General features: G+C 64.8%; 25 protein-coding genes and 1 tRNA gene. 20 read left to right on the plus strand and 6 right to left on the minus strand.

Annotated features, from left to right (window positions below; translation table 11 throughout):
* The first annotated feature begins 516 nt into the window (after positions 1 to 516).
* The 4 genes from QO058_RS01540 (at position 517) to QO058_RS01555 (ending at position 4722) form a co-directional block, all read left to right on the plus strand.
* Positions 517 to 969: a hypothetical protein gene (locus QO058_RS01540; RefSeq protein ID WP_284169990.1), complete on the plus strand. Its 453-nt coding sequence runs from the start codon at positions 517 to 519 to the stop codon at positions 967 to 969.
* Positions 970 to 1074: 105 nt separating this feature from the next.
* The gene (locus tag QO058_RS01545) at positions 1075 to 2655 is read left to right on the plus strand and encodes a hypothetical protein (RefSeq protein WP_284169991.1); all 1581 of its coding nucleotides are present in this window, start codon (positions 1075 to 1077) and stop codon (positions 2653 to 2655) included.
* Positions 2652 to 3026 (plus strand): hypothetical protein, encoded by a 375-nt coding sequence (locus tag QO058_RS01550; RefSeq protein ID WP_284169992.1) that lies wholly within the window; start codon positions 2652 to 2654, stop codon positions 3024 to 3026. The genes QO058_RS01545 and QO058_RS01550 overlap by 4 nt, the downstream gene beginning before the upstream one ends.
* 259 nt (positions 3027 to 3285) lie before the next feature.
* The gene (locus tag QO058_RS01555; protein ID WP_284169993.1) at positions 3286 to 4722 is read left to right on the plus strand and encodes a DUF6883 domain-containing protein; all 1437 of its coding nucleotides are present in this window, start codon (positions 3286 to 3288) and stop codon (positions 4720 to 4722) included.
* 534 nt (positions 4723 to 5256) lie between these two features.
* Here QO058_RS01555 and QO058_RS01560 read toward each other — a convergent pair.
* Positions 5257 to 5871, minus strand: a complete 615-nt coding sequence (locus QO058_RS01560; protein WP_284169994.1) for a DUF6680 family protein — start codon at positions 5869 to 5871, stop codon at positions 5257 to 5259.
* Between the two features lie 456 nt (positions 5872 to 6327).
* Between QO058_RS01560 and QO058_RS01565 the strand changes: the two genes are divergently transcribed.
* The 5 genes from QO058_RS01565 to QO058_RS01585 are packed head-to-tail and all read left to right on the plus strand — an operon-like array spanning position 6328 to position 8261.
* On the plus strand, positions 6328 to 6525 hold the full coding sequence (locus QO058_RS01565; protein ID WP_284169995.1) for a hypothetical protein: 198 nt from the start codon (positions 6328 to 6330) through the stop codon (positions 6523 to 6525).
* 1 nt (position 6526) lies between these two features.
* The gene (locus QO058_RS01570; protein ID WP_284169996.1) at positions 6527 to 7048 is read left to right on the plus strand and encodes an HK97 family phage prohead protease; all 522 of its coding nucleotides are present in this window, start codon (positions 6527 to 6529) and stop codon (positions 7046 to 7048) included.
* Positions 7045 to 7563: a hypothetical protein gene (locus tag QO058_RS01575; RefSeq protein ID WP_284169997.1), complete on the plus strand. Its 519-nt coding sequence runs from the start codon at positions 7045 to 7047 to the stop codon at positions 7561 to 7563. Before QO058_RS01570 ends, QO058_RS01575 begins: the two co-directional genes overlap by 4 nt.
* A 5-nt stretch (positions 7564 to 7568) precedes the next feature.
* Positions 7569 to 8069 (plus strand): hypothetical protein, encoded by a 501-nt coding sequence (locus tag QO058_RS01580; protein WP_284169998.1) that lies wholly within the window; start codon positions 7569 to 7571, stop codon positions 8067 to 8069.
* Positions 8070 to 8087: 18 nt separating this feature from the next.
* On the plus strand, positions 8088 to 8261 hold the full coding sequence (locus QO058_RS01585) for a hypothetical protein (protein ID WP_284169999.1): 174 nt from the start codon (positions 8088 to 8090) through the stop codon (positions 8259 to 8261).
* 44 nt (positions 8262 to 8305) lie between these two features.
* Here the strand turns inward: QO058_RS01585 and QO058_RS01590 are convergent, their stop codons facing one another.
* Both QO058_RS01590 and QO058_RS01595 read right to left on the minus strand, forming a co-directional pair.
* A complete protein-coding gene (locus QO058_RS01590) occupies positions 8306 to 8983 on the minus strand; it encodes a hypothetical protein (protein ID WP_284170000.1) in 678 nt (225 codons plus the stop codon).
* 138 nt (positions 8984 to 9121) lie between these two features.
* Positions 9122 to 9211 (minus strand) — tRNA-Ser (locus QO058_RS01595).
* 313 nt (positions 9212 to 9524) lie between these two features.
* Between QO058_RS01595 and QO058_RS01600 the strand changes: the two genes are divergently transcribed.
* From QO058_RS01600 to QO058_RS01635, 8 genes are all read left to right on the plus strand, one after another.
* Positions 9525 to 10781 carry a septal ring lytic transglycosylase RlpA family protein gene (locus QO058_RS01600; protein ID WP_284170001.1) on the plus strand — a complete coding sequence of 419 codons (1257 nt, stop codon included), beginning with the start codon at positions 9525 to 9527 and terminating at the stop codon, positions 10779 to 10781.
* 70 nt (positions 10782 to 10851) lie between these two features.
* Entirely contained in the window at positions 10852 to 12042 is a 1191-nt protein-coding gene (locus tag QO058_RS01605; protein WP_284170002.1) for a D-alanyl-D-alanine carboxypeptidase family protein, read from the plus strand.
* Between the two features lie 2 nt (positions 12043 to 12044).
* On the plus strand, positions 12045 to 12731 hold the full coding sequence (tmk, locus tag QO058_RS01610) for a dTMP kinase (RefSeq protein ID WP_284170003.1): 687 nt from the start codon (positions 12045 to 12047) through the stop codon (positions 12729 to 12731).
* Entirely contained in the window at positions 12728 to 13798 is a 1071-nt protein-coding gene (locus QO058_RS01615; protein WP_284170004.1) for a DNA polymerase III subunit delta', read from the plus strand. The genes tmk and QO058_RS01615 overlap by 4 nt, the downstream gene beginning before the upstream one ends.
* Before the next feature lie 24 nt (positions 13799 to 13822).
* Complete coding sequence (gene metG / locus QO058_RS01620; RefSeq protein ID WP_284170005.1) at positions 13823 to 15382, plus strand: methionine--tRNA ligase; 1560 nt, start codon at positions 13823 to 13825, stop codon at positions 15380 to 15382.
* Positions 15382 to 16182 carry a TatD family hydrolase gene (locus tag QO058_RS01625; protein WP_284170006.1) on the plus strand — a complete coding sequence of 267 codons (801 nt, stop codon included), beginning with the start codon at positions 15382 to 15384 and terminating at the stop codon, positions 16180 to 16182. The genes metG and QO058_RS01625 overlap by 1 nt, the downstream gene beginning before the upstream one ends.
* Positions 16183 to 16197: 15 nt before the next feature.
* Positions 16198 to 16995 carry an MBL fold metallo-hydrolase gene (locus QO058_RS01630; RefSeq protein WP_284170007.1) on the plus strand — a complete coding sequence of 266 codons (798 nt, stop codon included), beginning with the start codon at positions 16198 to 16200 and terminating at the stop codon, positions 16993 to 16995.
* A 316-nt stretch (positions 16996 to 17311) separates the two neighbouring features.
* Positions 17312 to 18292, plus strand: coding sequence for a Bug family tripartite tricarboxylate transporter substrate binding protein (locus QO058_RS01635; RefSeq protein ID WP_284170008.1), 981 nt, complete (start codon positions 17312 to 17314; stop codon positions 18290 to 18292).
* Between the two features lie 12 nt (positions 18293 to 18304).
* Here the strand turns inward: QO058_RS01635 and QO058_RS01640 are convergent, their stop codons facing one another.
* Together QO058_RS01640 and arfB are read right to left on the minus strand one after the other, a co-directional pair.
* Positions 18305 to 18856 (minus strand): regulatory protein RecX, encoded by a 552-nt coding sequence (locus QO058_RS01640; protein WP_284170009.1) that lies wholly within the window; start codon positions 18854 to 18856, stop codon positions 18305 to 18307.
* A gap of 1 nt (position 18857) precedes the next feature.
* On the minus strand, positions 18858 to 19277 hold the full coding sequence (arfB, locus tag QO058_RS01645) for an alternative ribosome rescue aminoacyl-tRNA hydrolase ArfB (protein ID WP_284170010.1): 420 nt from the start codon (positions 19275 to 19277) through the stop codon (positions 18858 to 18860).
* Between the two features lie 37 nt (positions 19278 to 19314).
* On the opposite strand from arfB, the gene mazG reads away from it, so the two are divergent.
* The gene (gene mazG, locus QO058_RS01650; RefSeq protein ID WP_284170011.1) at positions 19315 to 20151 is read left to right on the plus strand and encodes a nucleoside triphosphate pyrophosphohydrolase; all 837 of its coding nucleotides are present in this window, start codon (positions 19315 to 19317) and stop codon (positions 20149 to 20151) included.
* A 60-nt stretch (positions 20152 to 20211) separates the two neighbouring features.
* Here mazG and QO058_RS01655 read toward each other — a convergent pair whose 3' ends face one another.
* Positions 20212 to 21057 (minus strand): invasion associated locus B family protein, encoded by an 846-nt coding sequence (locus tag QO058_RS01655; RefSeq protein ID WP_284170012.1) that lies wholly within the window; start codon positions 21055 to 21057, stop codon positions 20212 to 20214.
* A gap of 240 nt (positions 21058 to 21297) precedes the next feature.
* Between QO058_RS01655 and QO058_RS01660 the strand changes: the two genes are divergently transcribed.
* Together QO058_RS01660 and QO058_RS01665 are read left to right on the plus strand one after the other, a co-directional pair.
* Positions 21298 to 23148 (plus strand): extracellular solute-binding protein, encoded by a 1851-nt coding sequence (locus QO058_RS01660; protein ID WP_284170013.1) that lies wholly within the window; start codon positions 21298 to 21300, stop codon positions 23146 to 23148.
* Between the two features lie 14 nt (positions 23149 to 23162).
* Entirely contained in the window at positions 23163 to 24191 is a 1029-nt protein-coding gene (locus QO058_RS01665) for an AMP-binding protein (protein WP_284170014.1), read from the plus strand.
* The last annotated feature ends 29 nt before the right edge of the window (positions 24192 to 24220 follow it).

Genomic DNA, 24220 nt, shown 5'->3' on the forward strand with positions numbered 1-24220 from the left:
TCTATGTAAAAATTGGCGAGATATAGGGGGTCTTATCCCCCTGTCCCCCAACCCTCGAAAACCCCTTCAACAAAGGGCCTAACGCGGGGGACAAGCCTTCTCCCCCGGCCATCCGCCAATCCCCCGAAGACCCATACCGATCAGTTTCCAACTCTTTTTGCTCGACCCTTGTTTTCAGCCATACGAACTCGCCCTCCGCGCACCCGTCCGAGTGCCCGCGCACGCGTAAGGGCTGACGGCGCAGAGTTCGGCCTCCATCCTTGGTGGCGAATCTTCGCCACTTGGATGCGCAGCCAGCACTCCTCTCAACACCACCAGAGAAGCACGGCGCCCGTTGCCAATGGCACCGGTATCCCTCCTGGGCTCGCCCGATCAGGCGGCTCGAAGGCGGTGAAATCGGTTGCCTTTCCGCAGCGGCGGAAGCATCATCCGCCTAGATGCTATATAGGAATGGCGATATCGCATTCCTATCGCATGCAGCCCCCTAATTGGCCCCCGATCCGCGAGGAATTCGCGATGCAAATCGACATTGATACCGAGATCGCGCGCTGCCCTTCGCCCCGGCTGCCGCCCGACGAGTGGAACCTGCTTCGCCTCGATCCTGAGTTCTGCTTTGGCATCCCCCAGCCGACTTGGGAAGAAATGCGCGGCAAGCGTCTCGTGCTCCTCTACAAAAAGGACCTCGGCGCTGATCTGAGCGAAGCCAAGGCGGCGCTGCTAGAGCGGATCGTGGTGCTTCAGGTTTGGTGCGAGGTTGTCGATAGCCGGTTTTTCACGACAGGCGGCCTGCCGGACGAGTACACCAAAAACACCACCATGCTGCTGCGGCTGCTGAAAGAGCTTGGCCTAGAGCGCAGGGCGAAGGTCGCGAGCGATCTCGCGTCATACCTCGCCGGGAAGGTCGGAAACGATGTCGCGAAGGCCGTGGCTCCTGACGGCCGCGAGCTATCGGGCTGGCTGGTGGGCTGATGGCCTTGGCAGCGCCGCGCGCAGGGCAGGGGCCGGCCATCCCGGCGCGGCATAGGGCCGCCGGCCGGCGCCTCCGCCGCGTGTGCCATTCGCAAGGGGCAGCCGATGATCCCGCCTGATCGCAGCTATGCCGCCGCCTGCCGCGACCCGGCGCTATTTGGCCCATGGTTCGCCGCCGACTCCTGGGAATGTTGGCGCGTCCTCGACAAGGCGATATTCGGCGAGGCCCTCAATCCTGACGAGCTTGCGATCTTCCAAGAGCTGACCGGCCGCGCCGAGGCGCCGCAAAAGCCGGTGACAGAGGCCTGGCTGATCGCCGGCCGACGCAGCGGCAAAGACGTCAAGGCCGCATCAATCATCGCCTACATTGCGACGATCGGCGCCCACTTCCTCAACTTCCAGAAGTATTTGACGCCCGGCGAGCGCGGCGTCGTTCAGCTTCTCGCCGTCGATCGCAACCAGGCTCAGGTCTGCCTCGGCTACCTCCGCGCCATGATGAAGCAGCCGCTCCTCGCATCGATGGTTGAAAAGGAGATGCCGGACGGCATCGAGCTGACGAACGGCCTAGCCATCGAGATCACCACGAACGACAGGCGCCGCGTCCGAGGCCGAACCGTTGTCGCCGCCGTCCTCGACGAAGTCGCCTTTTGGATGAGCGATGAGGGCAACAGCGTCAACCCGGACAGCGCCGTCTACGACGCCCTGACGCCCGCCATGGCCACGATCCCCGGCGCCATGCTGATCGGCATCTCTTCCCCATATGCCCGGCGCGGCCTGCTTTGGAAGAAATTCCGCCGGCACCACGGCGACCTTCCCGAGCCCGGCGAGCCCGACATCCTGATCGTCAAGGCGCCGACTTGGCGGATGAACCCAACCCTGCATCGCGAAAAAGGCGTCATCGCCGCAGCTTATCGCGATGACCCCCAAGCCGCAGCAGCCGAATATGGCGCGGAATTCCGCAGCGATGTCGCCGGCTTCCTCGATTTCGATGCCGTCGCCGCCTGCACCGACCGCAATGTCCGCGAGCGCCCGCCGATCCCATCGATACCCGGCATTCCCGGCAGCCGGGTTCAATACTTCGCCTTCGCGGACCCATCCGGTGGCAGCAACGACTCCATGACGCTCGGCATCGCCCATCGCGACCTGATCACCAACCAAACCGTTCTCGACCTTGCCCGCGAGATCAGGCCGCCATTCGATCCCGCCCAGGCTACGGCGGAGTTCTGCAACACGATCAAGTCCTATGGCCTGCACACCGTCACAGGCGACCGCTATGCAGCGCAATGGGTCGTCAGCGCCTTCGCAGCCAACGGCGTCACATACGAGCACACCACCAGATCCCGCAGCGAGATTTACCTAGAGCTGCTCCCACAGATAAACAGCCAATCGATCCGCTTGCTCGACCTGCCCAAGCTGCAAACTCAGCTGACATCGCTTGAGCGCCGAACCAGCCGATCCGGCCGGGACTCTGTCGATCATCCACCTGGCGCCCATGACGATCTAGCCAACGCCGCAGCCGGCGCTCTGGTAGCGGCGGCGGCCGAGCCCACGGACCTATCCGGCGGCATCCTCCGCTTCGGCTTCGGGCGCGATGGCTTCCACTTTGGAACCCGCCGCCCTTCGCAGACAATGACTGACGCCGAATTCGAGGCCCGCTACGGCCAGACCACGGAGCGCGCGCAATGAGTTGGCTCAGCGCCATTTTCGATCCGGCCCCTAATGCCGATGCCCGGATCGCGGCGGAGGAGGGCACAATCGCCCACTGCGGCAAAATCCTGGCCATGCGCCGGCCGCACCCGATGGCGGCTTTCTTTGCGACCATCCGCAAGGCGGCAGCGGAAGCCCGGCTGCGCGGGCTTCGGGCCGCGCGCGACAGAAGGGCGGAAAACGAGAAGACCCGCGCGAGCCTGAGGCCCGGCCATGCCATGGCAGCCGGGAGCAGATATGACCCGGCCGCGATCGCACCGCGCGATAATAAGCCGCGCCCGCTCGGCCATAGCGCGCCGTCGCTGCCCGCCGCCGCTAGATGGCAGCCTAGAAACCCCATGAGTATCTGACGCAGGAAACGTCACGGTGAAAGCCGCATGGGTCGTGAGCTAACAATCGCAAACCTTCCAAGACGGGCGGAATGCGGTCGATCCGCAAAGCTACCGCAACGCCAGCTCGCGCGCGCTTTGACGGGCTAATCCGGGCCCAAGTCGATCGAACCTGAAGCTGTCGACTTCCAAGCAAGTACGGCGATATCTTAGGCATGCCGTACTGATGCAACGAGTTGTGCGTCCGCCGCGGCAACCATACTCGCGGCAGGAGTTCAATTTGGGCATCGACGAGCAGAATTCAGCGGGGCCATACGCATTTCTGTTTGACGGCAGCATTGATGGCCTACCGGATCCGCAGCTGCCTTTTTTCACCGCCGCGGTCCTAGCGGCATTATCCAACGCCGATCCTGCCGGCCGAACTCGAGCACAAATCCGCGTGGGGATGCCCTTGCTATCGAAGTTCGCCGAGCGCACGAGTGCTGTCCGCGGATTTGTGAGGGGAAGCGGGCGCACACTCTCGCACGATAAAGATGTCTACAAATACACGATCTGGGACTGGCTAGACTCGCTCGATCAAGGATGGTCCAGTCTTAATCGGGAACAAGGCCACGAAATATTCCGCCGTCACACTGGGGAATGCATCGCTCTGTCGGCGCTTCACGATAGCATTCGCGATACCATAAATGCTGCTCTCAAGACGGTTCCCGGTTATATTGGTAGTTTCGCAATCGATCCCGGCAACCCAGTACATCGGACCGCATTCTTTGATGTCTTGATATATGCCGCAGCAGCGGTGGGTGGAGGCGTTGTTCAGGAGCGCAGCTTCGAAGGAGACGAGGACTGGCCGCTGGCAGGCGCCACGGAATTCAGGCCTAAAGGTCTGTTATGGAAGGAGTACGGCTGGCTAGCATCGAAAGGACCAAAGGGGCTGCCGAAAGTCCACCTCTCCGAGCGAGGATTAAGGGCGGCAGCTAACATCGTTCAGAAGCAAGTACACACTGTCGAAACACGTGTAATCGAAGAGATCGCAAGCGTTTTCTTCGAAAAGGGCGATGGAAAGATTTTCGAGTTTCAATCCATCGGAGAGCCAAGCGACGTGCTCCAGGCGATCATGCCGGAGGGCAAATTCACCAAATATCTCTTCGACCGCGAACACAAAGACGGTCGCTCCAAAGCCGCCTTCCTCATCGACGAACTCGGTATCGAACCTGAGGATTGGCGCTATCTCGCAGCGCAATTCTATAGTGGCCTTCTGATGGCGCGACCCGAGGCTGTGAAGCTGAATCATTGGGACACGGGATATGGTGCTCGGTTCGACGTGACGATGCGGGTCCGAAGCCGCTCTGGAAGCAAGGCGGTCGTTGTAACGGGCTGGAACATGAATCCCGGGAAGCTGCCTTCACTATCGACGGCATTTCCCGGCGCTCGCAACTCAGAGGCAGTAGAGCCTGGCGATCCGCCGATCTTGCGTCCGGGCACAGGAACCAACGCAGATTGGATGCAACTCTGGAACTGGGCAAATCGCGCTGGCGCGAGCGCGGCCGGAACAGTAGTGCCGACCCCGATGTTCGTCGTCGGCTACGAACCGTTCTCGGAGGGCGAGATTGGAACAGCAACTGTACGTGTTGCTCCCGCGCAGACCGGCTTTGCGCGCTGGCTCTTGCAGCATGGGCCGGGTAAAAGGGACGACTGTGGGGGGAGTGGTTGTATTTAGTCCCATTCCTACGCAATCACTTGATCGTGCCACCGCCTGGGCCCGCTCTGTCACGTTAGTTCTTCGGCTGAATAATATACTTGCGGAGTTTAAGACTTATCCCAGCTAAAGCTGCTGCCGCTAGTTTCGGCCAAGAGCAGAAGTGTCGCCGACCGTGCCGCAATATCTGAGATGTGTAGGCGCCTGCCATTCGTCGCACGTCCTGTGCATCATCCTCACCACTAAAGATACCGAGCCTTCAGCGCCGCCTTGCCAGCCTCGATAAGCGCCTCGGGATCGCGGCCAAGCTGCCTTTGGAATTCTGGTCGGACGCAGCCTTCCCATGCCTTTCTGACTTCGGCCGTCGCGTCGGGCCATGAGGCAGCCAATCGCAGGGCGGCGCGCCATTCGCCGGAGGCCATGAGTTCTCGGAGGATGTCGATTTTCGGTCGCATGGGGACGCGTTGGCATGCGTCCAAAAAAGTCTCAAGCCACTGGATTTGAACGAAATACCGTTCCCGGCCTATTCGTCATCAGGTCGACTGGTAGATCGGATTATCCACCCTTGCGGGGCGGGGTCATGAGGGCGCTCAATATTTGGTCGTCGCTCGGCTTGGCCGGTGGCTCAACTTCAAACGGAAACTGCGTGACGCGCATCGCCAGTGAAGTTTCGCCCTTCACAACTTTCACGGCATTCGCCAACAGCTCGTGCTGAAGTTGCTCCGTCTCGCCGTGTCCCTGAGGATGGTATGCTCCCTGCATAAGTTCCGATTTCTGATAATCGTAACCCAGGGCCTGCGAGATTTTGAACAGAAGTTCGTAAAAGTGGCCCATCCCATCGCGTGCCCATGCCACCGCGTTGTTTTCGTCGGACGAAGTGTTCAGGTGCCGGGCATATATGCGCCAAGCCTCGATTACATTTTTGTCCTTTGCCGCCCGCTTATAAAATAGCCAGTCGAGTCGACGCGGGCGGAATTCAAGCTCGATACGGTTGAGCGCCTGGACGTGAGCCACTGCGAGCCGCGTCGCCCTTGTCCCCATCAGCGCATAAAATATCTCTATCTTCTGCTGGCGTCGCGATTGCCAACGCTCAAGATACTTTTGCGCCTGCACCGCAAGGATCGGGCCAGCGATCGTGGCGAAGGCGATGATCCAGTCTGAAGTCTTCATGTCCGTAAGCATGCCGGAAAGTAACACGCGGCAAACAACCGCAACATGCCGCGCCGGCGCCTTCCACAGACTCCTTTCAGGCGCCTCTTTTCCTATAGCCGCTTGATACGGTGCCGAGGAGCTTTCGTGCGTCGGGGCCTAGTTCTTCGTCACGCTAAGCATGCGGTGGCAGTCGACGAGCGCGGGGTCGCGTGGGGCTCTGTCGAAGAAAAAGGACATATATTTGAAGGTTTCACTCGCCGCCGAACTAAGTTCTAAAAATAGATTGATCCAGAGGGAATATTTCGCTTGCGGCACGCGCGCGTCCATGCGCGTGATGAGCCTATAGCGCCGCTCATGGCGCTATCGCCCCGGCGGCGCCCTCATGAAATTCTACGCTCTTGCAGCGATTATTACTCGCACAGAGCTGAATTCATGCCTCTCAACATCGAAAAACTTCGACGTCTCGATGACGCCGTGCGCGAGCTGAAGCGCGCGGTCGGCATTTCCGGTTCGCCCGGCTGGGACGCGATCATGACGAAGGATCGGCGCCGGGCCTTGGTCGCAGCTATCCGGCGCGATGCAAAGCTCGATGCGGAAACCCGCGCGCGGGCCAACGAGATTGTCGAGTTCATCAAGAAGAACACCACCCCGGACATCTTCTTTCGAGGCTGACATGCTGGTCAAAGGCTGGGCCTCAACGACACGGCTGGACCAGAACAACAGCATCCTCGCTGCGGGTGCGTTCGACCTTGCCATTGCGAAGCGCGGCCTCGCGGGCATCGCATTGTTGCTGGATCACGACTGGGGCATGCCGGCCGGCCGCATTACCCGGCTTGAGACGATGGGGGGCCGGCTTTGGATCGAGGCAATCCTCGACCCTGCGCGCCCCGGCGTCGCCGCCCGCATCGCGCTTCTGCGCCGCGAGAAGAAGCACGGCTTCAGCGTCGGCGGCTTCAAGCACCGCTTTCGCCGTCAGGTGGATGGCACGCTTTTGATCCGGACGGCGGACCTTCGCGAGGTCAGCCTCACCGCATATCCCCGGAATACCGACTGCCAGCTGGTCTTCGACAGCGCGCCGGCCAAGCTCTGGCCCGCTGATTTGCAAGAGACTTTGGACGAACAGGACCGGGCCGTCGCAGCAGCCGCCAAACGCAGCTTTATCCCCGTCATCAAATACGAGGCCAGCCAGTCATGACCCGCCCATTCGATCGCATGCGAAGCGCTATCGCCAACCTTTCCAGGCCCGATCTGCGGGCGCTCGCCCATCGGGTCGGCGCCAATCGCGATACCCTTTTCGACTTCGCAGATATCAACATCGCTCTCGACCCTGCCTGCATGGCGAAGCTCGAAAACTGGTTTGCCGACTTCGCGCTGCGCGCCATGCTGAGCGACCCGGCCCGGATGAAGCAGATGTGCGATCTGCCCGCCGCGATCGGCATCGACCGCGCCGCATACGAGGCGTTCCTTTCTGACGAAGGCGATCTGCCGCAGGCGCAAAGGCTGATCTTCGGGCGCACCTCGCCCATGGCGGCGCGCCCACCAAGCGTGGCGAGACCCTCCCTGCGCCTTCAACTAGCGCCCAGCTCCCGGCCGAAATGCGCCGCCGCGCCTATCTCATGCATGCGCTGCGCGATCTGCCGCTGGCTGAGTTGGAGCGACTCGCCACCCTGGCCCGCAAGGCCGCCTGATCGCCTTAATCAACAGGGCTGAAGCCAATGACCGAACAGACCGTTACGCTGACCATAACCGACCTGCGCGGCGCCCACGTGGATGTCGTCCTCGGCGCGGCGAATCCACAAATCCGCGACATGTATCTCGCCTACTCCGCAGCCCACGCCTGCCCCGCGAAGTGGGCTGCGCAGGAAAAGGCCGCGATCGGCATAGGGGTCGCGCTCGCCGCGCGGCGATGCGGCGCGCCTTATGCCGAATTCTCGCTGGCCAAGCTGATGCGAATTTTCCCGCGCAACAGCCTCGCGGAAATCGCGATGGCGGAGCGCATGGAGTTCCTGCGGCTGCTTCCTTGCCTGAAGAGATTTCTGATTAACAAGCCGTTCTGGGCCGGCCATGCATTCGACGCCGCGCTCGATGGGGTGAGATGCCCCCAACCCGGCGATTTCTGGGCGCATTACTGGGGCGCCGATCCGGCCGACGTCAGGCAGGCGATCGCGTATGGGATGGCACGGGCGCGGGCCATCGCAGGCAGCGGGCTTCATTAGGGGCGGATGGCTGTGGACATGACCGACGCCCTGTCTCAGACCGAGCACGAACAAGAGCTTCTCAAGGTGCAAATCGCGCTCGCCAATGTAGCCGTGAACTCTGCTATTCCTGCTCGATCCGGTGAGGCCGCACAGAAGCCCGCCACCGCCCGGCAGCCCTTGGCCCCTGCTTCCCCCGGCGGCAGCGCCTAGCGCCGCTGTTGGGGCTGCTCAGGCAGCCTTCGGCAAGCCGCTGATTAGAAGCGGGGCCGCAGATCGGCGGGCAGCCTCTCGATTTCAGTGATGCCAACCAGCATGCGGGGATCGACGATGTGCTCCCTTTCCTCAACAGATTTTGGAATTTCATCGTTCGGGCCGGTAATGATGGCAGAAGGCGTCGCGGTCGCTGTGAGCAAGACACTTTCGCCGCCATCGCACCTGCAAAGGCCCGACGCGAACATTTCTGCGACTGCTCTGTTCGTCGACCAGTTGAGGCCAATGCGACCGGCCTCTAGCTCGCTGGCTCGCTCCCCGCGAAACAGAATTAGTGTCTCACCGCTGTAGGGAGGGAACACCCGGCGCAGCGCGCGGATGATTAGGTCGTCATTTGGGATGTTGGCCCGATGCCGAAACGAATGAACCGACCAATTTGAATGAAACGCAAAGCGAAAATCCGTATGCACATGCCCGCACTCTACCGCAGCCTCTAACACCTTGCGGTAGCCGATCCCGCCTTCGTGGTGGAGCATATCCAGCGCTCGATCGAGGTCACTTGACGGACCGCCATGCATGGCGGCAAGCGCATATGACACTGCATCATTGAGGGTCAGCGCTGGCGGTGGAATGAAGTCCATCTGAGGCTTGAAACGCAACAGAACGATGCGCGGATCGTCTGTCGGCTCGACATCTAGCCATGGGTATCTGCGATCAGCCATTACCGAACGTTAGCCTTCGACGCCGGCGAGGCAAAGCATCGATCTGTTCGCCCCAAATGGCCTAGGGGGCAGAAATGGGGGCGTGGATATCCATGGAATCAGAAAACTTAGCAAAATCAACGCTTTATGTGCGATATTTGGCGGAAGGGGTGGGATTCGAACCCACGGTGGGCTTGCACCCACGGCGGTTTTCAAGACCGCTGCCTTAAACCACTCGGCCACCCTTCCAACGGCTTGTCATTGCCGCTCCCGATCGATTTTTGCAAGCCGCAGCTGGTTTGAATACGGACATCTGCATTGGAAATCACAAAAAGATACAAAGTTTCAATAACTTGCCTCGCTTCGATTTCTTTAGCACCGGGCCGTGCTGACAGGTGAGCTCGGGCGTGGCGCAGCTGTCACGCTCCCCTGAAAAATGGCGCCGGGAAGGTGATGGATTGACAGTTGCCGCATTTCCGACACCTTTATGCTCGCCCAAAGGCCGGGCTGGGCTTCCGTTGACGGTGGCGCGTACGCGCTTCCGCCGCTTAACGATCCCTTAATGGAACTGGTCGAAAACTGCGACCTTGCCACGTTGGTGGCTGGGGCGGCGCAGCGTTTTCGGCGCGACGAACGGGAATGCGGCATGATGCGAGGCGCGAGCACTTCGGCACCGGCGGTGGTTCCCCCCGCAGCCAATTGCGACGACGCCCCGCGCGCTTCTTCCTCCTTCTCCACGGCGACCCGCCTCAGCTGTGTCGTGCTGGCCGGCCTCTTCCTCGCGAACTGCGCCAATGACCAGGTCGCGCGCCGCGGCAAATCGAAAGAAATCGGCGCCTTTCCGTCATCGAAATACGGCCCCGCCAGCGCACGCGTGGTGGAGGACGGGCAGCCGGTGCCGAAAGGTGGCGGCCGCGAGCTGATCGGCCGCAGCTACACCGTCGCCGGCAAGCGCTACACGCCCTATGAGAAGCCTGTCGGCTTCACCGCAGTCGGGACCGCGTCCTGGTACGGCGAAGCCTTCCATGGCCGTCGCACCGCCAACGGCGAAGTCTATGATCGCATGAGCATCAGCGCGGCGCATCCGACCATGCCGCTGCCGGCCTATGCCCGCGTCACCAACGTCACCAATAGCCGCTCGATCATCGTGCGCGTCAACGATCGCGGCCCGTTCCATGGCGGCCGCGTCATGGACGTCTCGCAGAAGACAGCCGATGCGCTCGCCTTCCGCCATCTCGGCACGGCGCGCGTCAAGATCGAATATCTCGGCCAAGCCTCGCTCGCCGGCTCCGACGACAACATGCTGCTCGCCTCGCTGCGCACCGACGGTTCGCCCGCTTCGATCCCGGGCCAGAGCAGCCGCACCATGATCGCCAGCGCCGCGTCGCAAGTCGATCTCGGCCGCTCCGCCGGACCGGATCTCGACGAGGAACCCGCAAGGCCAGCTCCTGCGCCTGTCCGGGCCGAACCCACCCCGGTCCAGCCCCAGCCCGTCGCGCAGGCCTATGCCCCCGAGCAGCCGCGTTCGATCGCACTGCAGAGCCCGATTGTCGCCAGCGCCGCGGCTTCGTCCGGTGATGGCGTTTCAGTCAGCGGCGTTCGTCTGCCGCCGTCCCGGCCCTTCGATCTCGGTGCCGTCGCCCATGCCGGCAAGCCAGTCCTGGGCTTACGTCCGAACGTCGTGACGACGCCAATGCCGGTGCCACGCACGGCCAGCCCGTCTGCCGCTCTCGAGAAGGCGCCGCCCCTTCGCCTTGCCAAGGGCCACCCGCTGTCCACCGGCGTGAAGCAACAGTCGCAGCCACTGGCGCGGAATTGACTCTGCTCCGGGCTTGACCGCCCGGACCGGCGCATCATCTGATCTCGATATGACGCAAGGTCGATCAGGGATGGCGCGCGCCTACTTTCCGGTTTGGAGCAAGGTTCTTGCCGTCTGCGTGGCCCTGCTGGTGCTGGCACCGGGTTTCGCCCGCGCACAGGTGTTCCAGTCAGCTGCTCCCTATGCGCTCCTGCTCGATTCTGCGAGCGGCGCGGTGCTCTACGAGAAGGCTGCTGACGAGCTGATGGTGCCGGCGAGCCTGGCCAAGCTCGCGACCGCGCTCGTCGCCTTCCAGGAGATCGCTGCCGGCAAAATGACGCTGGAGACCGAGATCTCGATCTCGGAGAACGCCTGGCGCAAGGGCGGCGGCGTCTCCGGCGGCTCGACCATGTTCGCCATCGTCCACAGCCGGGTGAAGCTCGGTGACATCCTGCAGGGGCTGATCGTGCACTCCGGCAATGACGCCGCGATCGCGCTGGCCGAGGCCGTGGCGGGCGATGAGGCCAGCTTTGCGAAGATCATGACCGAGCGCGTGCATGCGCTCGGCCTGACCAAGTCGCAGTTCCGCAACGCGACCGGCATGGCCGATCCGCAGCAGAAGGTGACGTCGCGCGAGCTCGCCTTCCTCTCCGATCACATCATCAAGACCTATCCGGAGCTCTACAGGATTTTCGGCCAGCGCGACTTCACCTGGAACAAGATCAAGCAGAGCAACCGCAATCCGCTGCTCGCCATGGACATCGGCGCCGACGGCCTGAAAACCGGCAATATCGACGAGACCGGCTATGGCCTCGTCGGCTCGGCGGTGCAGAAGGGCCAGCGGCTGATCGTCGTCGTCAACGGGCTTAAGAATGCGCGCGACCGCGCCAGCGAGGCCCGTAAGCTGCTCGAATGGGGCTTCCGCTCCTTCGAGCAGAAGCAGGTCTTCGCCGAGGGCGAGACGGTCGGCGAGGCCAGCGTCTTCGGCGGCGAGAAGGGCCGTATCGCGCTGCGCGCGAAGGGCCCTGTGAGCCTTCTGGTGCCGCGCGGCAGCAGCGAGCGCCTCGCTGCCCGCATCGTCTATCGCGGCCCTCTGCAGGCCCCCGTGGCGGAAGGCGCCGAGATCGGCCGCCTGGTGGTCACGCGCGGCGAGATCAAGACGCTCGAAATCCCGCTCTATGCCGCCGAGACGGTCGCGGTCGGCAGCTTGCAACGGCGTGCCCTCGACGCGCTGATGGAGGCCGCGACCGGTTGGGTCCGCAAGGCCTTCAAGCGGAGCTGAGCGTGGCCAAGACCAGGACAAGGGCGAAAGCGCGGCCCGCGGGGCATTTCATCACGCTCGAAGGCGGGGAGGGGGCCGGCAAGTCGACCCTGGCCAAGGCGCTCGCGGCCCGGCTGGAGGCGCACGGGCTCACCGTCGAGTTGACCCGCGAGCCCGGCGGCTCGCCCAAGGCCGAGCGCATTCGCGAGACTCTGCTCGCCGGCAAGATCAAGCCCTATGGCGCCTTCGCCGAAGCACTGATGTTCCAGGCCGCCCGCATAGACCATGTCGACAGCCGCATCAGGCCGGCCATGGCGCGCGGCGCCTGGGTGATCTGCGACCGCTTCATCGATTCGACCCGTGTCTACCAGGGCACGCTCGGAGAGATCGCCAGGGACAAGCTTTCGGCGCTGGAGACTGTCGCCATCGCCGGGCTGATGCCGGAGCTGACCTTCATCCTCGACCTCGCGCCCGAGACTGGTCTGGCCCGCGCTGCTCGGCGCCGCAAGCCGGGCGAAGCCACGGACCGTTTCGAGAGCGAAACGATCGCCTTCCATCGCCACCTACGTCAGGGCTTTCTCGACATCGCTGCGGCGGAGCCGCAGCGATGCGTCGTGCTCGATGCCAGCCTCATGCCGGAGATGCTGGCGGAGAAGGCCTGGGAGGCGCTTTCCAGCCGGCTGCCCTTGCCGCAGATTGCGCCGGCATGATCGAATCAAGCAACGACCCCGACCGCCTGCCGAACGCGCCGCATCCGCGCGAGACGCTGGCGCTCATCGGCCACCACCGCCAGGAAAAGGCTTTCCTGACGGCGCTGCGCTCCGGCCGCATGCACCATGGCTGGCTGCTCGGCGGCCCGGAAGGCGTCGGCAAGGCGAGCTTCGCCTATCGCGCCGCCCGCTTCATGCTCGGCGAAGGCGATCCCGTGCGTCGCGCGGAAGCTGCCCGTGACCTCGCAATGCCGGAAACGGACAGCGCCACCCGCAAGATCGTGGCGCAGTCCCATCCGGACCTGCATCTCCTGCGCCGCATTGCCAAGCCCGACGGCAAGAGCTTCACTAGCAATATCCCGGTCGACCTGGTGCGCCGGATCATCGACCGCTTCGGTTCCAGCGCAGGCGAGGGCGGCTGGCGCGTGGCAATCGTCGATTCAGCCGAGGACCTCGACCGGCCGGGCGCCAACGCCCTGCTGAAGCTGCTCGAGGAGCCGCCGCCGCGCTGCCTCTTCCTGATCGTCACCCATGCGCCCGGCCGCGTGCTGCCGACGATCCGCTCGCGCTGCCGGTTGCTCGCCTTCGAGCCGCTGGGGGAAAGCGACGTTGCGCAGGCAGGCGAAATCGCGCTCACGCGCATGCGTCTGCCTTACGACGTCTCGGCGCTCGAGCGGGCCGCATCCTTGTCCGAAGGCTCGGTCAAGCGGGCGCTGACCTATGTCGATCCGGAGACGCTGGCGCTGGTCGAGGCGGTGAGGGCGCGGCTCGATGCATTGCCTTCGATCGACCTCACGGCGCTGCTGGCGCTGGGCGAGGATGTCGCGGGCAGGGCGGGCGAAGCCGATTTCGCCGTCATGATCGAGACGGTGCAGGGCTGGCTCGGCGCCCATCTGCATGCGCATGCCGGCGCCGGCCCGGCCCGGCTTGCGCCTCTCGCGGAGGTGTGGGAGAGACTTGCACGCGCCGCGAACGAGGTCGAAACCTACAATCTCGATCGCCGCCCCCTCGTCATGTCGCTGTTTCACGATCTGTCGGAGGCGGTTTCCCGTTCGCGCGCGGCCTGACAACGACACGAAACCGGACAGACCATGGCCTCGGCCCCGAAGTTCTATCTGACGACCGCGATCCACTACACCAACGGCCCGCCGCATATCGGCCACGCCTATGAGATGGTGTCGGCGGACGCGATCGCCCGCTTCAAGCGCCTCGACGGCTACGACGTCTTCGCCATGACCGGCACCGATGAGCACGGCCAGAAGGTGCAGCGCACCGCCGCGCAGAACGGGGTCTCGCCGAAGGACTTCGTCGATGGGATCGCCGTGCGCTTCGAGGAGATGGAGCAGCGGCTCGGCTGTTCGTTCGACCGCTTCATCCGCACCACCGACGCCGACCATCTGCCGTCGACGCAGGAACTCTGGCGCCGGATGGAGGCCAGTGGCGACATCTACCTCGCCAAATATTCCGGCTGGTACTCGGTCCGGGACGAGGCCTTCTACGGCGAGGAGGAAACGACCCTCCAGCCCGACGGCACGCGCCTCGGCGGGCAGGGCACGCCGGTCGAATGGGTCGAGGAGGAGAGCTATTTCTTCCGCCTGAAGTCCTACCAGGACAAGCTGCTCGCGCTCTATCGCGACGTGCCGGACTTCGTCTCGCCGGAGACGCGCCGCAACGAGATCGTCTCCTTCGTCCAGGGCGGGCTCGAGGATCTTTCGATCAGCCGCACCACCTTCGACTGGGGGCTGCCGGTCCCGGGCGATCCGAAGCATGTGATGTATGTCTGGGTCGACGCGCTCAACAACTACGTCACCGGCTGCGGCTTCCCGGACGAGAGCGATCCGCGCTGGCACTACTGGCCGGCCGATGTCCACATCATCGGCAAGGACATCGTGCGCTTCCACACGGTCTACTGGCCGGCCTTCCTGATGTCGGCGGGACTGCCGTTGCCGAAGCGCGTCTTCGGCCACGGCTTCCTGCTGAACAAGGGCGCCAAGATGTCGAAGTCGGTCGGCAACGTCGTCGACCCGTTCGCGCTCGCCGACGCCTATGGCGTCGACCAGTTGCGCTATTTCTTCCTGCGCGAGGTCTCCTTCGGCCAGGACGGCAATTACAGCCACGAGGCGATCGTCGGGCGCATCAACGCCGACCTTGCCAATGATCTCGGCAATCTGGCGCAGCGATCGCTGTCGATGATCGCCAAGAACTGCGAGGGCAGGGTGCCGCCGGCCGGCACGCTGACGGAAGGCGATCGCGCCATGCTGGCCCAGGCCGACGGGCTGCTCGCGAAGACGCGCGCCGCCATGCAGGATTTCGCCCTGCATGTCGTGCTCGCCGACATCTGGGCCGTGGTCGCCGAGGCCAATCGCTATTTCGCCAACAACGAGCCGTGGAAGCTCTCCAAGAGCGACCCGGCCCGGCGCGATACGGTGCTCTACGTCACGATCGAGGCGATCCGGCAGGTTGCGATCCTGGTCCAGCCGGTGATGCCTGAGGCCATGGCGAAGCTGCTCGACCTGCTGGCGGTTCCCGCGGAGGCGCGCAATTTCGCGTCGCTCGGCGAGGCCGGCCGCCTGACCTCGGATACGGCGCTGCCGGCGCCGAGCGCGGTCTTCCCGCGCTATGTCGAGCCTGAAGGCGGCGAGGCGGCCTGATGCTGATCGACACCCATTGCCATCTCGATTTCCCGGATTTCGCCGAGGATATCGGATCTTACATTGCCCGCGCCGAAGCGGCTGGCGTCGGCCGGATGGTGACGATCTCGACCCGCGTCGCGCGCTTTGCGACCTATGCGACGCTGGCCGAGCGTTTCCCCTCGGTCTGGTGCACGGTCGGCACGCATCCGCATGGCGCCCATGAGGAACTCGACGTCACGGTCGAGCGACTGATCGAGCTGTCGCGCCATCCGCGCTGCGTTGCCATCGGCGAAGCCGGGCTCGACTATCACTACGACAAGAGCCCACGCGCGGCGCAGGAGCAGGGCTTGCGCACGCACATCGCCGCGGCACGTGAGACGCAGCTGCCACTGGTGATCCATTCGCGTGAGGCTGACGAGGACATGGCGTCGATCCTGCGGGAAGAAATGGGGAAGGGCGCCTTCCCTGCCATCCTGCACTGCTTCACCGCCGGTGAAATGCTCGCCCGTACCGGTGTCGAACTCGGCTGCTACATCTCCTTCTCGGGCATCCTGACCTTCAAGACCTCCGAGGCGCTGCGCGCGATCGCCCGCGACATCCCGCTGGAGCATCTGTTGGTCGAGACCGACGCGCCCTATCTTGCCCCGACACCGTATCGCGGCAAGCGCAACGAACCGTCCTATGTTGTTGAAACCGCGAAGGTTCTTGCCGATGTCAAAGGCGTGTCCTTCGACGAGATCGCGCGGATCACGACGGAAAACGCCCGGCGTTGCTACTGGAAGATGGATCACGCTGCGCCCGTGGCGCAGGTCGCCTGAGGCTTGCGCCGCCGCATGAGCCTGACCGTCACCATCCTCGGCTGCGGCTCATCCGGCGGCGTGCCGCGGCCGGGCTCCGGCTGGGGCGCCTGCGATCCGAACAATCCCAAGAACCGGCGCCGCCGCTGCTCGCTTCTGGTCGAGCGTCGCGGCCCCGGCGGCACAACCAGCGTTTTGATCGACACCACGCCGGATTTGCGCGAGCAATTGCTGTCGGCCGACATCACTCGGCTCGATGCGACATTGTTCAGCCACGACCATGCCGACCATACCCACGGCATCGACGATCTGCGCGCACTCGTCCTGCACATGCGCAAGCGCATTCCGGTCCATGCCGACGCGGTGACCGGAGCAACGCTGCGAGAGCGCTTCGCCTATTTGTTCGAGACGCCGCCCGGCAGCCTCTATCCGCCGATCCTCGATCTTGCGCCGCTCGCGGCCGGCGAGCCGCTGGCGATCGATGGCCCCGGCGGCGCGATCGAGACGCTGCCGTTCCGGCTCGAGCATGGCCCGAACTATGACGCGCTCGGCTTCCGCTTTGGCGGGCTCGGCTATGCGCCGGATGTCAGCGCGATCCCGCCGGAAACGATGGCGGCGATGAGCGGGCTCGACGTGCTGATCCTCGACGCGCTGCGCGAGGCGCCGCATCCGAGCCACTTCAATCTGGAGCAGTCGCTGGAGGCGATCGCGCAGCTGAAGCCGCGCCGCGCGATTCTGACGAATCTCCATGTCGATCTCGATTATGCCAGCCTGTCCAAGCGCTTGCCGGGCAACATTGAACCGGCCTTTGACGGCATGATGATCGACATCTAAGCGCCGATCACGCCCATACGACATTATCCGGGCATCAATTTAAGTTCCATAATATGTCTTATGCGAATCAAACCTGCCTCGGTTTCGCGAGCTTCCCTGGCACCGGCTGATTGACCGGCCTCCTCGGCTCCGACGAAGCTCTTCGACATTCTCGTGGCGATCTCGGCGCAGCTGGACCGCAGCCTTGCTACCCTGCTTTCGTCGGGTTGCCATTTCGATATGGCGATGCGCTAATCGCCGCAACGCTCGGCAATCGCACGAGGCGCAAGCGCAAGGGCCTTGAAGAGCCCGGGAAATCTCAAGGGAGGTCTGTTCGATGTTGAAGTCCGGCTGGCTCGGCGCGCTTGCGCTCGCCACCTTTGCTCAGCTTGTCCCGGCTGCCCCGGCGACGGCTCAATCCTGGCCGCAGAAGCCGGTCAGCTTCATCGTGCCGTTCCCGGCTGGTGGTGGCACCGACGCCTTCGCCCGCCCGCTCGCTGCCCAGCTCGAACAGCAACTGGGCCAGCGCATCCTGATCGACAATCGCGGCGGTGCCGGCGGCACGGTCGGCGCGTCGGCGGCCTCGAAGGCTGCGCCCGACGGCTACACCTTCTTCATCGGCGCCGCGCACCACGCCATCGCGCCGGCGCTTTATCCCAAGCTCGACTACAATATCCAGACCGACTTCATCCCAATCGGGGTGATCGCTCAGCCGCCGCAGGTCGTGGTCGTCCACCCGGGCAAGGTCCAGGCCAAGACGCTGGCCGACCTGATCAACTACGCCAAGAAGAACCCCGACAAGCTGAACTACGGCTCGGCCGGCAACGGCACCACCCACCACCTCGCCGGCGAGCTGTTCAAGCTCACCACCAAGGTGAACCTGACGCATGTCCCCTATCGCGGCGCCGGCCCGCTGATGCAGGATCTCGTCGCCGGGCAGGTCGACCTCGCCTTCGACGGTCTTGGCTCGTCCGCCGCGCAGATCTCCAGCGGCACGCTGCGGGCGCTCGCCGTCGCTGCGCCGAAGCGCGCCAGCGCGTTCCCGGACGTGCCGACCACCGCCGAAGCGGGCGTGCCGGGCTACGAGGTCTCGACCTGGTACGCGATGTGGGCGCCGAAGAACACGCCGCCCGAGATCGTCGCCAGGATGACGGCCGAACTGCAAAAGGCGCTGGCGACACCGATGGTGACGGAAGCCTGGAAGAGAAACGGCTCGGAGATTCCGAACCTTTACGGACCGGCCTTCGGCGACTTCGTCAAGTTGGAGGTGGCGCGCTGGGGCAAGGTCGTGGCCGAGGCCAACGTCAAGCCCGACTGAACGAACGGGTGGTCACGCGCCCTCGCCCGCGCCGTCGATCACGGTGCGGGCGATCGTCAGGCTGAAGCCGGCGCGCGCCAGCGTCGCGATATGGTTCTGGCGTTGCGCGGCCCGGTCGCCGCGGCTCCATGGTCCCAGGCGCTTGCGCCGGGCAGCGACTTGCGCCGCCGCCAGCTCGACGTCCTCGTCCACGACGACCGTCTCGGCGACGAGCTCGCGCCCGACGCCCTTGGCGGCAAGCCCAGCCGCGACGGCACGCGCCGAGCGCCCCTTGCGACGCAGGCTCTGCGCCCTCGCCTCCGCGAATCGGCGGTCGTCAACGAGGCCGGAGGCGACGCAAGCACCGACGATCTCGTCCACCGCCGCCGAGAACTCCCGCGGATCGAGATCATGATGCCGGCAGCTTCGGTCGATCTTGCGCTGCAGGACGCGGCGCAATTGCGCCTCAGGCACCGAATAGCGTTCAAGATAGTAGAGAGCGGCGCGCCTCAGATAGGCCGCATCGACCCGCCTTGGCGCCGGCCGCCCCGCCTGTGGTGGCTCCCCATCCCGCTTCCAAGCCACGCTAATCGAAACTCGGCTTGCCTCGGCCCGACTTGACCGAGGAGCGCCGCTCCTTCGAGGCCAGGCGCCGCTCCTTCGAGGCCTTGGTCGGCTTGGTCACCCTGCGCACCTTGGGCCGCACCTCGGCCTTTCGGATCATGTCCAGCAGCCGCGCCAGTGCTTCCTCGCGGTTGCGGCTCTGGCTGCGATGCTCCTGTGCCGAGATGACGATGACGCCATCCTGCGTCAGCCGGCTACCGGCGAGTTTCATCAGGCGAATCGCAACGTCGTTCGGCAGCGACGCCGAGCGGCGGACATCGAATCGGAGCTCGACCGCGCTCGACACCTTGTTGACGTTCTGCCCGCCCGGCCCCGAGGCGCGCACGAAGCTCTCCTCGATCTCGCTTTCGTCGATCGCAATGGACGGGGTCACTTGAATCATGGGAGGAGGCTAGCCCAACCCGAAGAGAATTGCAGCGATGAAGCCTTCGCGTGACATTGCCGGACTGCTTGAGATCATGGCGGCCCTGCGCACCCCCGGCACGGGCTGCCCCTGGGATCTCGAGCAGGACTTCGCCTCGATCGCGCCCTACACCATCGAAGAAGCCTATGAGGTCGCCGACGCGATCGCGCGGGGCGATCTGGTCGACCTCAAGGACGAGCTCGGCGATCTCCTGCTGCAGGTCGTTTTCCACACCCGCATGGCGCAGGAGCAGGGCTCCTTTGCTTTCCCCGACGTGGTCGAGGCAATCACCACCAAGCTGATTCGCCGGCATCCGCATGTCTTCGGCGAGGCCCGCGATCTGTCACCCGCCGAGGTCAAGGCCCTGTGGGGACAGATCAAGGCACAGGAAAAGGCGGACAAGGCCCGCGCGAGGGCCGCCGCCGGCCTGCCGGAGCAGGCGGGCGCCAAGGGCGTGCTCACCGGCGTTCCGACCACCCTGCCCTCGCTCACCCGCGCCTGGAAGCTCCAGGCCAAGGCCTCGACCGTCGGCTTCGACTGGAACGATGCCCGGCTGGTGCTGGACAAAATCCGCGAGGAGACCGCCGAGGTCGACGAGGCGCTCGCCAGTGGCGACAAGGCTGCGATCAAGGAGGAGATCGGCGATCTGCTCTTCGTGATCGCCAACCTCGCCCGCCATGTCGACGCCGATCCGGAGGCTTGCCTCACCGCGGCCAACGCCAAGTTCGAGCGACGCTTCGCCGGCATCGAGGCAGCGCTGGATGGCCAGGGGCGCGAGCCGCAGCAGGCCTCGCTCGAGGAGCTGGAGGCGCTCTGGCAGCAGGTCAAACGCGCCGAACGCTCTGCCTCGTGACCATATGAAAACGCCGGGCGCGAGGCCCGGCGTCGATAGTCGTTTCGAATGATCGGCAGATCAGGGCTTCGGAGCCGGCGCAGGCGTCGCGCCCGGAAGCGGAGCAAGACCAGGGCCCGGCAGCGTTCCGGGAGCCGGCGTCGTGCCGGGCGTGGCGTCGGCCGCGCCGCCGCCAAGGCGCTTGCGCAGCTCTTCCTGACGCTTGGCGAGTTCGTCCTGCAGCGCCTTCTGCTGCTCTTCCAGCACCTTCGGATCGATCGGCGCGCCGTCGAAGCCCTTGGCGAAGTCCGAAAGCGGGATGCTGAAGGAAACCTCGCGCGCCGCCTGGTTCTGGACGCTGATGTTGAGGTTGGTGCCCTTCTTCATCGCGTTGATGAAGTCGTCCTTGACCTGCGCCTCGGCGAAGCAGCCGTTCGGGAAGCAGATGGCATAGCGACCCGGGGTCGGCTGTGCAGTATCGACACCGAAGCGGATGCCGGGCTGCAGCAGCAGGCCGAGCGGCATCAGGAACCGCACGATCTTGTTGGGATCGCCCTTCACGTCATAGATCGCGACGGCGAGCACCGGCTGGCCCTGATCCGAGACGAAGTCGCGCGTGGTGTAGCAGATTTCCTTGTTGGCGGCCTGGTCCTTGCCGCAGACCTTGGTCCAGGTCGTCTGGGAAGGCTCGGGCTTGACCTGAACGACGGTCGGGCCGGTCTGCGCCGCCTGACCCTGGGCCGGCGGCTGCGCCGGAGCAGGAGCGGGCTGCGCCGGGCGGCTCGCCGGGCGCTGCGGCTGGGCCTGCTGCGCGAACGATGCGAACGGGGCAAAAGCGACGGCGGCGCCGAGCACGAGCGCGAGGCCGCGGACCGTGCTCTTCGCGGTGGCGCCCTGGCTCTGGGACAGGCGGGTCGAAGCTGACATCTGCGGTTCCTTGACCATCGAAACTTGTTCGGCTGCCGCATCCGGCGGCGTACATCACCCAAGCGCTCAACCGACGAGGTGCTGAGCCGGTGGTGGCGTGAGCACATCAAGCGCGATTGAGGCGTTTGAATGACGCCCGGACCTGCGTTTAGCGAGTTCTCTCGCGGGTTTCCAGCCCGAAGAGGGCGGAGCGACAAGTTTGATCGCATGTTATCCTGCGTCAGGGAATCAGGTTTGAGCATGTATCGACGTATCCGCGCCTCGGCGCGCCCGGCTTGGATTTTCGGGCTCGTCCTCGCGAGCCTCGCGGCGTTCGGCCTCGTGGGCGGAGCGCGCGCGACTGCGGCCGAGAACGACAATGCCATCGCCATGCACGGCGAACCTGCCCTGCCCAAGGGCTTCGACCACCTGCCCTATGCCGATCCCAAGGCGCCCAAAGGCGGGCGAATCATCTTCGGCCAGCAGGGCACCTTCGACAGCCTCAATCCGCTGGTCGTGCTCGGGGTCGCACCGGACGCTGTGCCGCGTTATGTCCAGCAGAGCCTGCTCTTTCGCTCAGCCGACGAACCGTTCACGGCCTATGGCCTGCTCGCGAGCAAGGTCGAGCTCAACCCGGAACGGACCCGCCTCGCCTTCCAGATCGATCCGCGCGCCCGCTTCTCCGACGGCAAGCCGGTGACGGCGCAGGACGTGATCTTCACCTTCGAGATGCTGAAGACCAAGGGCAAGCCTTTCCACCGCTCGAGCCTGTCGCGGGTGACCAGAGCCGAAGCGCCCTCGCCCGACCGTGTCGTCTTCGAGCTCGGCGACGGCTCCAACCGTGAATTGCCACTGGTCATCGGCGCCATGCCGATCTTCGCCAAGCACGCCACCGACGCCGAGAAATTCGGCGATACCAGCTTTAAGCCGGCGCTGGGCTCCGGTCCTTATTTCGTCGAGGAGGTCAAGCCCGGCGAGATGCTGCGCCTGAAACGCCGCAAGGATTTCTGGGCGGAGGAGCATCCCCTCACCCGCGGGCTCTTCAACGCCGAGGAGATCCGGTACGATTTCTACCGCGATTCCAATGCATTGTTCGAAGCTTTCAAGGCAGGGCTTTATGAGGTCCGCCTCGAAAGCGACCCGACGCGCTGGATGACCGGCTACGACGTCCCTGCGGTGCGCGATGGCCGGATCGTTCGCGATACGATGCGCTTCCAAACGCCGAAGGGCATGACGGGCCTGGTCTTCAATACGCGCCGGGCGCAGTTCGCCGATATTCGCGTCCGCGAGGCGCTGGCCATGCTGTTCGACTTCGAATGGGCCAACCGCAACCTCTTTCACGGCGTCTACCGCCGCGCCGGCAGCTTCTTCGCCGATAGTGAGCTCTCGGCGCTCGGTGTAGCGGCCGATCAGCACGAGAAGGCGTTTCTCGCCACTTTCCCGGGCTCCGTACGCGACGACATCCTTGCGGGCACATGGGCTCCGGCCGCAACCGATGGCTCCGGCCGTGATCGTGATCAGGCCCGCCGGGCGCTCGACCTGCTGGAGGCCGCCGGCTACCGAATGCGCGACGGAGAGCTGCGCAAGGGCGAGAATGGCGAAGTCTTCAGCTTCGAGATCACCGTCACCAACCGGCCGCAGGAGCGGCTGGCACTGAACTATGCGACCTCGCTCGCCCGGCTCGGCATCGCGGTCTCGGTCAGATTGATCGATGATGTCCAATACTGGCGCAGGCTTTCGACCTTCGATTTCGACATGATCCAGTGGACCTGGCCGGCCTCGGCCTCGCCCGGCAACGAACAGATCGGCCGCTGGGGTTCGGCCAATGCCGAGCGCAAGGGCGCGCTGAACTATGCCGGCGTGGGTTCGCCGGCGATCGACGCGACGCTGCAGGCGCTGCTGGCGGCGCGCTCGCGCGAAGGCTTTGTTGCGGCTGTACGCACGCTCGACCGGCTGCTGCTCTCCGGCTTCTACGCAGTGCCGCTCTACTACCTGCCCGAGACCTGGCTGGCGCGCTCGCGCGAGATTACCCTGCCCCAGCGGCGTCCGACCTACTTCTTCTCCACCGAGACGCTGGCGCGGCTGCCTGCCCCGCCGGCGCCCGCCAACTAGGCCGGCCGATGCGGATGGGCTCTGACGAAATCTCCATCGGCGCGCTGGTCGAGGGGCTCGATTTCGACAGCCTGCTCAAGGCGCTTGCCGCCCGCCGCGGCTATGAGCCGGCCTTTCGCGATCCGCCGGGCCGGCGCGACTGGAGCGATTTTGCGCCCAACGCCTTCGGCTTCGCCGAGCTCGACAGTCGCGTCGATCGGCTTGCCAATCTGCTGCTGCTGGCCAGGCCCCAGCCCGGCGCCTGCGTTGCGATCCTGGCGCCGCTCGGTCCAGAGGCCTTGATCTCGATTCTCGCAAGCCTGCGGGCAGGCCTGTCTCCGATGCTCCTGCCGGCCCATGCCAAGGAGGCTGAGCTGCTTCCGATCATCGAGCGCGCCGGCGCGGTGATGGCGCTCGGCGTGCCCAGGATCGGCGATCTGCAGCCCCTGCATTTGCTGCGCGATGTTGCGGCGCGCTCCTTCGGCATGCGCTTCATCGGTGGCTTCGGGGCGCGCGTGCCGGATGGCGTCGCGGCGCTCGATCCGCTGCTCGGTCATGGCGCCACGCCGACGACGCTGGCGCCAGCTGCCGTGCGTGCGCCGATCCGGGTCGTCGATGGCCACAGCCTCGCCGGCCCGTATGCCGTCAGCGAGAAGGAGGTGTTGGTCAAGGCGCTCGAAATCTCGCGGGTTCTGAAACCGCTCACCTCGTCGCGGCTGATCACCACCCTGGTCGGGGGCGACCTTGCCGCGCTCGCGACCGGCCCTGGGATCGCGCTCCTGACCGGCGTCGAGCTGCTGCCGCTCGGCCTGTTCGTGCTCGACGACCTGCGCGCCTGCCTGGAAGGCGGACGCCCGGTCCATCTCGTCATTCCCGCGGCGATGGAGCCAGCTTTGGCGCGCTCGAAGCTCGGCGGCCACAAGGCGCTGGCCAGCCTCGTCGTCACCCGCCGTGCCGGTGAGGATGACGGTCTGCCGCAGCTCGACCGGCCTGATCTCGCCATCGTCGATGTCGTTACGCACGCGCCGGAACGTGTCGAGGTCAGGCGACGCAATCCGGACTGAGCCTCATCGTCATGCTCGGGCTTGACCCG

Source organism: Bosea vestrisii, from assembly GCF_030144325.1.
Lineage (GTDB): Bacteria > Pseudomonadota > Alphaproteobacteria > Rhizobiales > Beijerinckiaceae > Allobosea > Allobosea vestrisii_A.

Bases quoted from the DNA above. Each gene is read 5' to 3' on its own strand.
- QO058_RS01635 (WP_284170008.1), top strand. From the start codon at position 17,312: ATGTTGAAGTCCGGCTGGCTCGGCGCGCTTGCGCTCGCCACCTTTGCT.
- metG (WP_284170005.1), top strand. From the start codon at position 13,823: ATGGCCTCGGCCCCGAAGTTCTATCTGACGACCGCGATCCACTACACC.
- QO058_RS01545 (WP_284169991.1), top strand. From the start codon at position 1,075: ATGATCCCGCCTGATCGCAGCTATGCCGCCGCCTGCCGCGACCCGGCG.
- QO058_RS01585 (WP_284169999.1), top strand. From the start codon at position 8,088: ATGACCGACGCCCTGTCTCAGACCGAGCACGAACAAGAGCTTCTCAAG.
- QO058_RS01660 (WP_284170013.1), top strand. From the start codon at position 21,298: ATGTATCGACGTATCCGCGCCTCGGCGCGCCCGGCTTGGATTTTCGGG.
- QO058_RS01600 (WP_284170001.1), top strand. From the start codon at position 9,525: ATGGAACTGGTCGAAAACTGCGACCTTGCCACGTTGGTGGCTGGGGCG.
- QO058_RS01550 (WP_284169992.1), top strand. From the start codon at position 2,652: ATGAGTTGGCTCAGCGCCATTTTCGATCCGGCCCCTAATGCCGATGCC.
- mazG (WP_284170011.1), top strand. From the start codon at position 19,315: ATGAAGCCTTCGCGTGACATTGCCGGACTGCTTGAGATCATGGCGGCC.
- QO058_RS01630 (WP_284170007.1), top strand. From the start codon at position 16,198: ATGAGCCTGACCGTCACCATCCTCGGCTGCGGCTCATCCGGCGGCGTG.
- arfB (WP_284170010.1), bottom strand. From the start codon at position 19,277: ATGATTCAAGTGACCCCGTCCATTGCGATCGACGAAAGCGAGATCGAG.
- QO058_RS01570 (WP_284169996.1), top strand. From the start codon at position 6,527: ATGCTGGTCAAAGGCTGGGCCTCAACGACACGGCTGGACCAGAACAAC.
- QO058_RS01615 (WP_284170004.1), top strand. From the start codon at position 12,728: ATGATCGAATCAAGCAACGACCCCGACCGCCTGCCGAACGCGCCGCAT.
- QO058_RS01540 (WP_284169990.1), top strand. From the start codon at position 517: ATGCAAATCGACATTGATACCGAGATCGCGCGCTGCCCTTCGCCCCGG.
- QO058_RS01575 (WP_284169997.1), top strand. From the start codon at position 7,045: ATGACCCGCCCATTCGATCGCATGCGAAGCGCTATCGCCAACCTTTCC.
- QO058_RS01580 (WP_284169998.1), top strand. From the start codon at position 7,569: ATGACCGAACAGACCGTTACGCTGACCATAACCGACCTGCGCGGCGCC.
- QO058_RS01625 (WP_284170006.1), top strand. From the start codon at position 15,382: ATGCTGATCGACACCCATTGCCATCTCGATTTCCCGGATTTCGCCGAG.
- QO058_RS01665 (WP_284170014.1), top strand. From the start codon at position 23,163: ATGGGCTCTGACGAAATCTCCATCGGCGCGCTGGTCGAGGGGCTCGAT.
- QO058_RS01560 (WP_284169994.1), bottom strand. From the start codon at position 5,871: ATGAAGACTTCAGACTGGATCATCGCCTTCGCCACGATCGCTGGCCCG.
- QO058_RS01605 (WP_284170002.1), top strand. From the start codon at position 10,852: ATGGCGCGCGCCTACTTTCCGGTTTGGAGCAAGGTTCTTGCCGTCTGC.
- QO058_RS01590 (WP_284170000.1), bottom strand. From the start codon at position 8,983: ATGGCTGATCGCAGATACCCATGGCTAGATGTCGAGCCGACAGACGAT.
- QO058_RS01655 (WP_284170012.1), bottom strand. From the start codon at position 21,057: ATGTCAGCTTCGACCCGCCTGTCCCAGAGCCAGGGCGCCACCGCGAAG.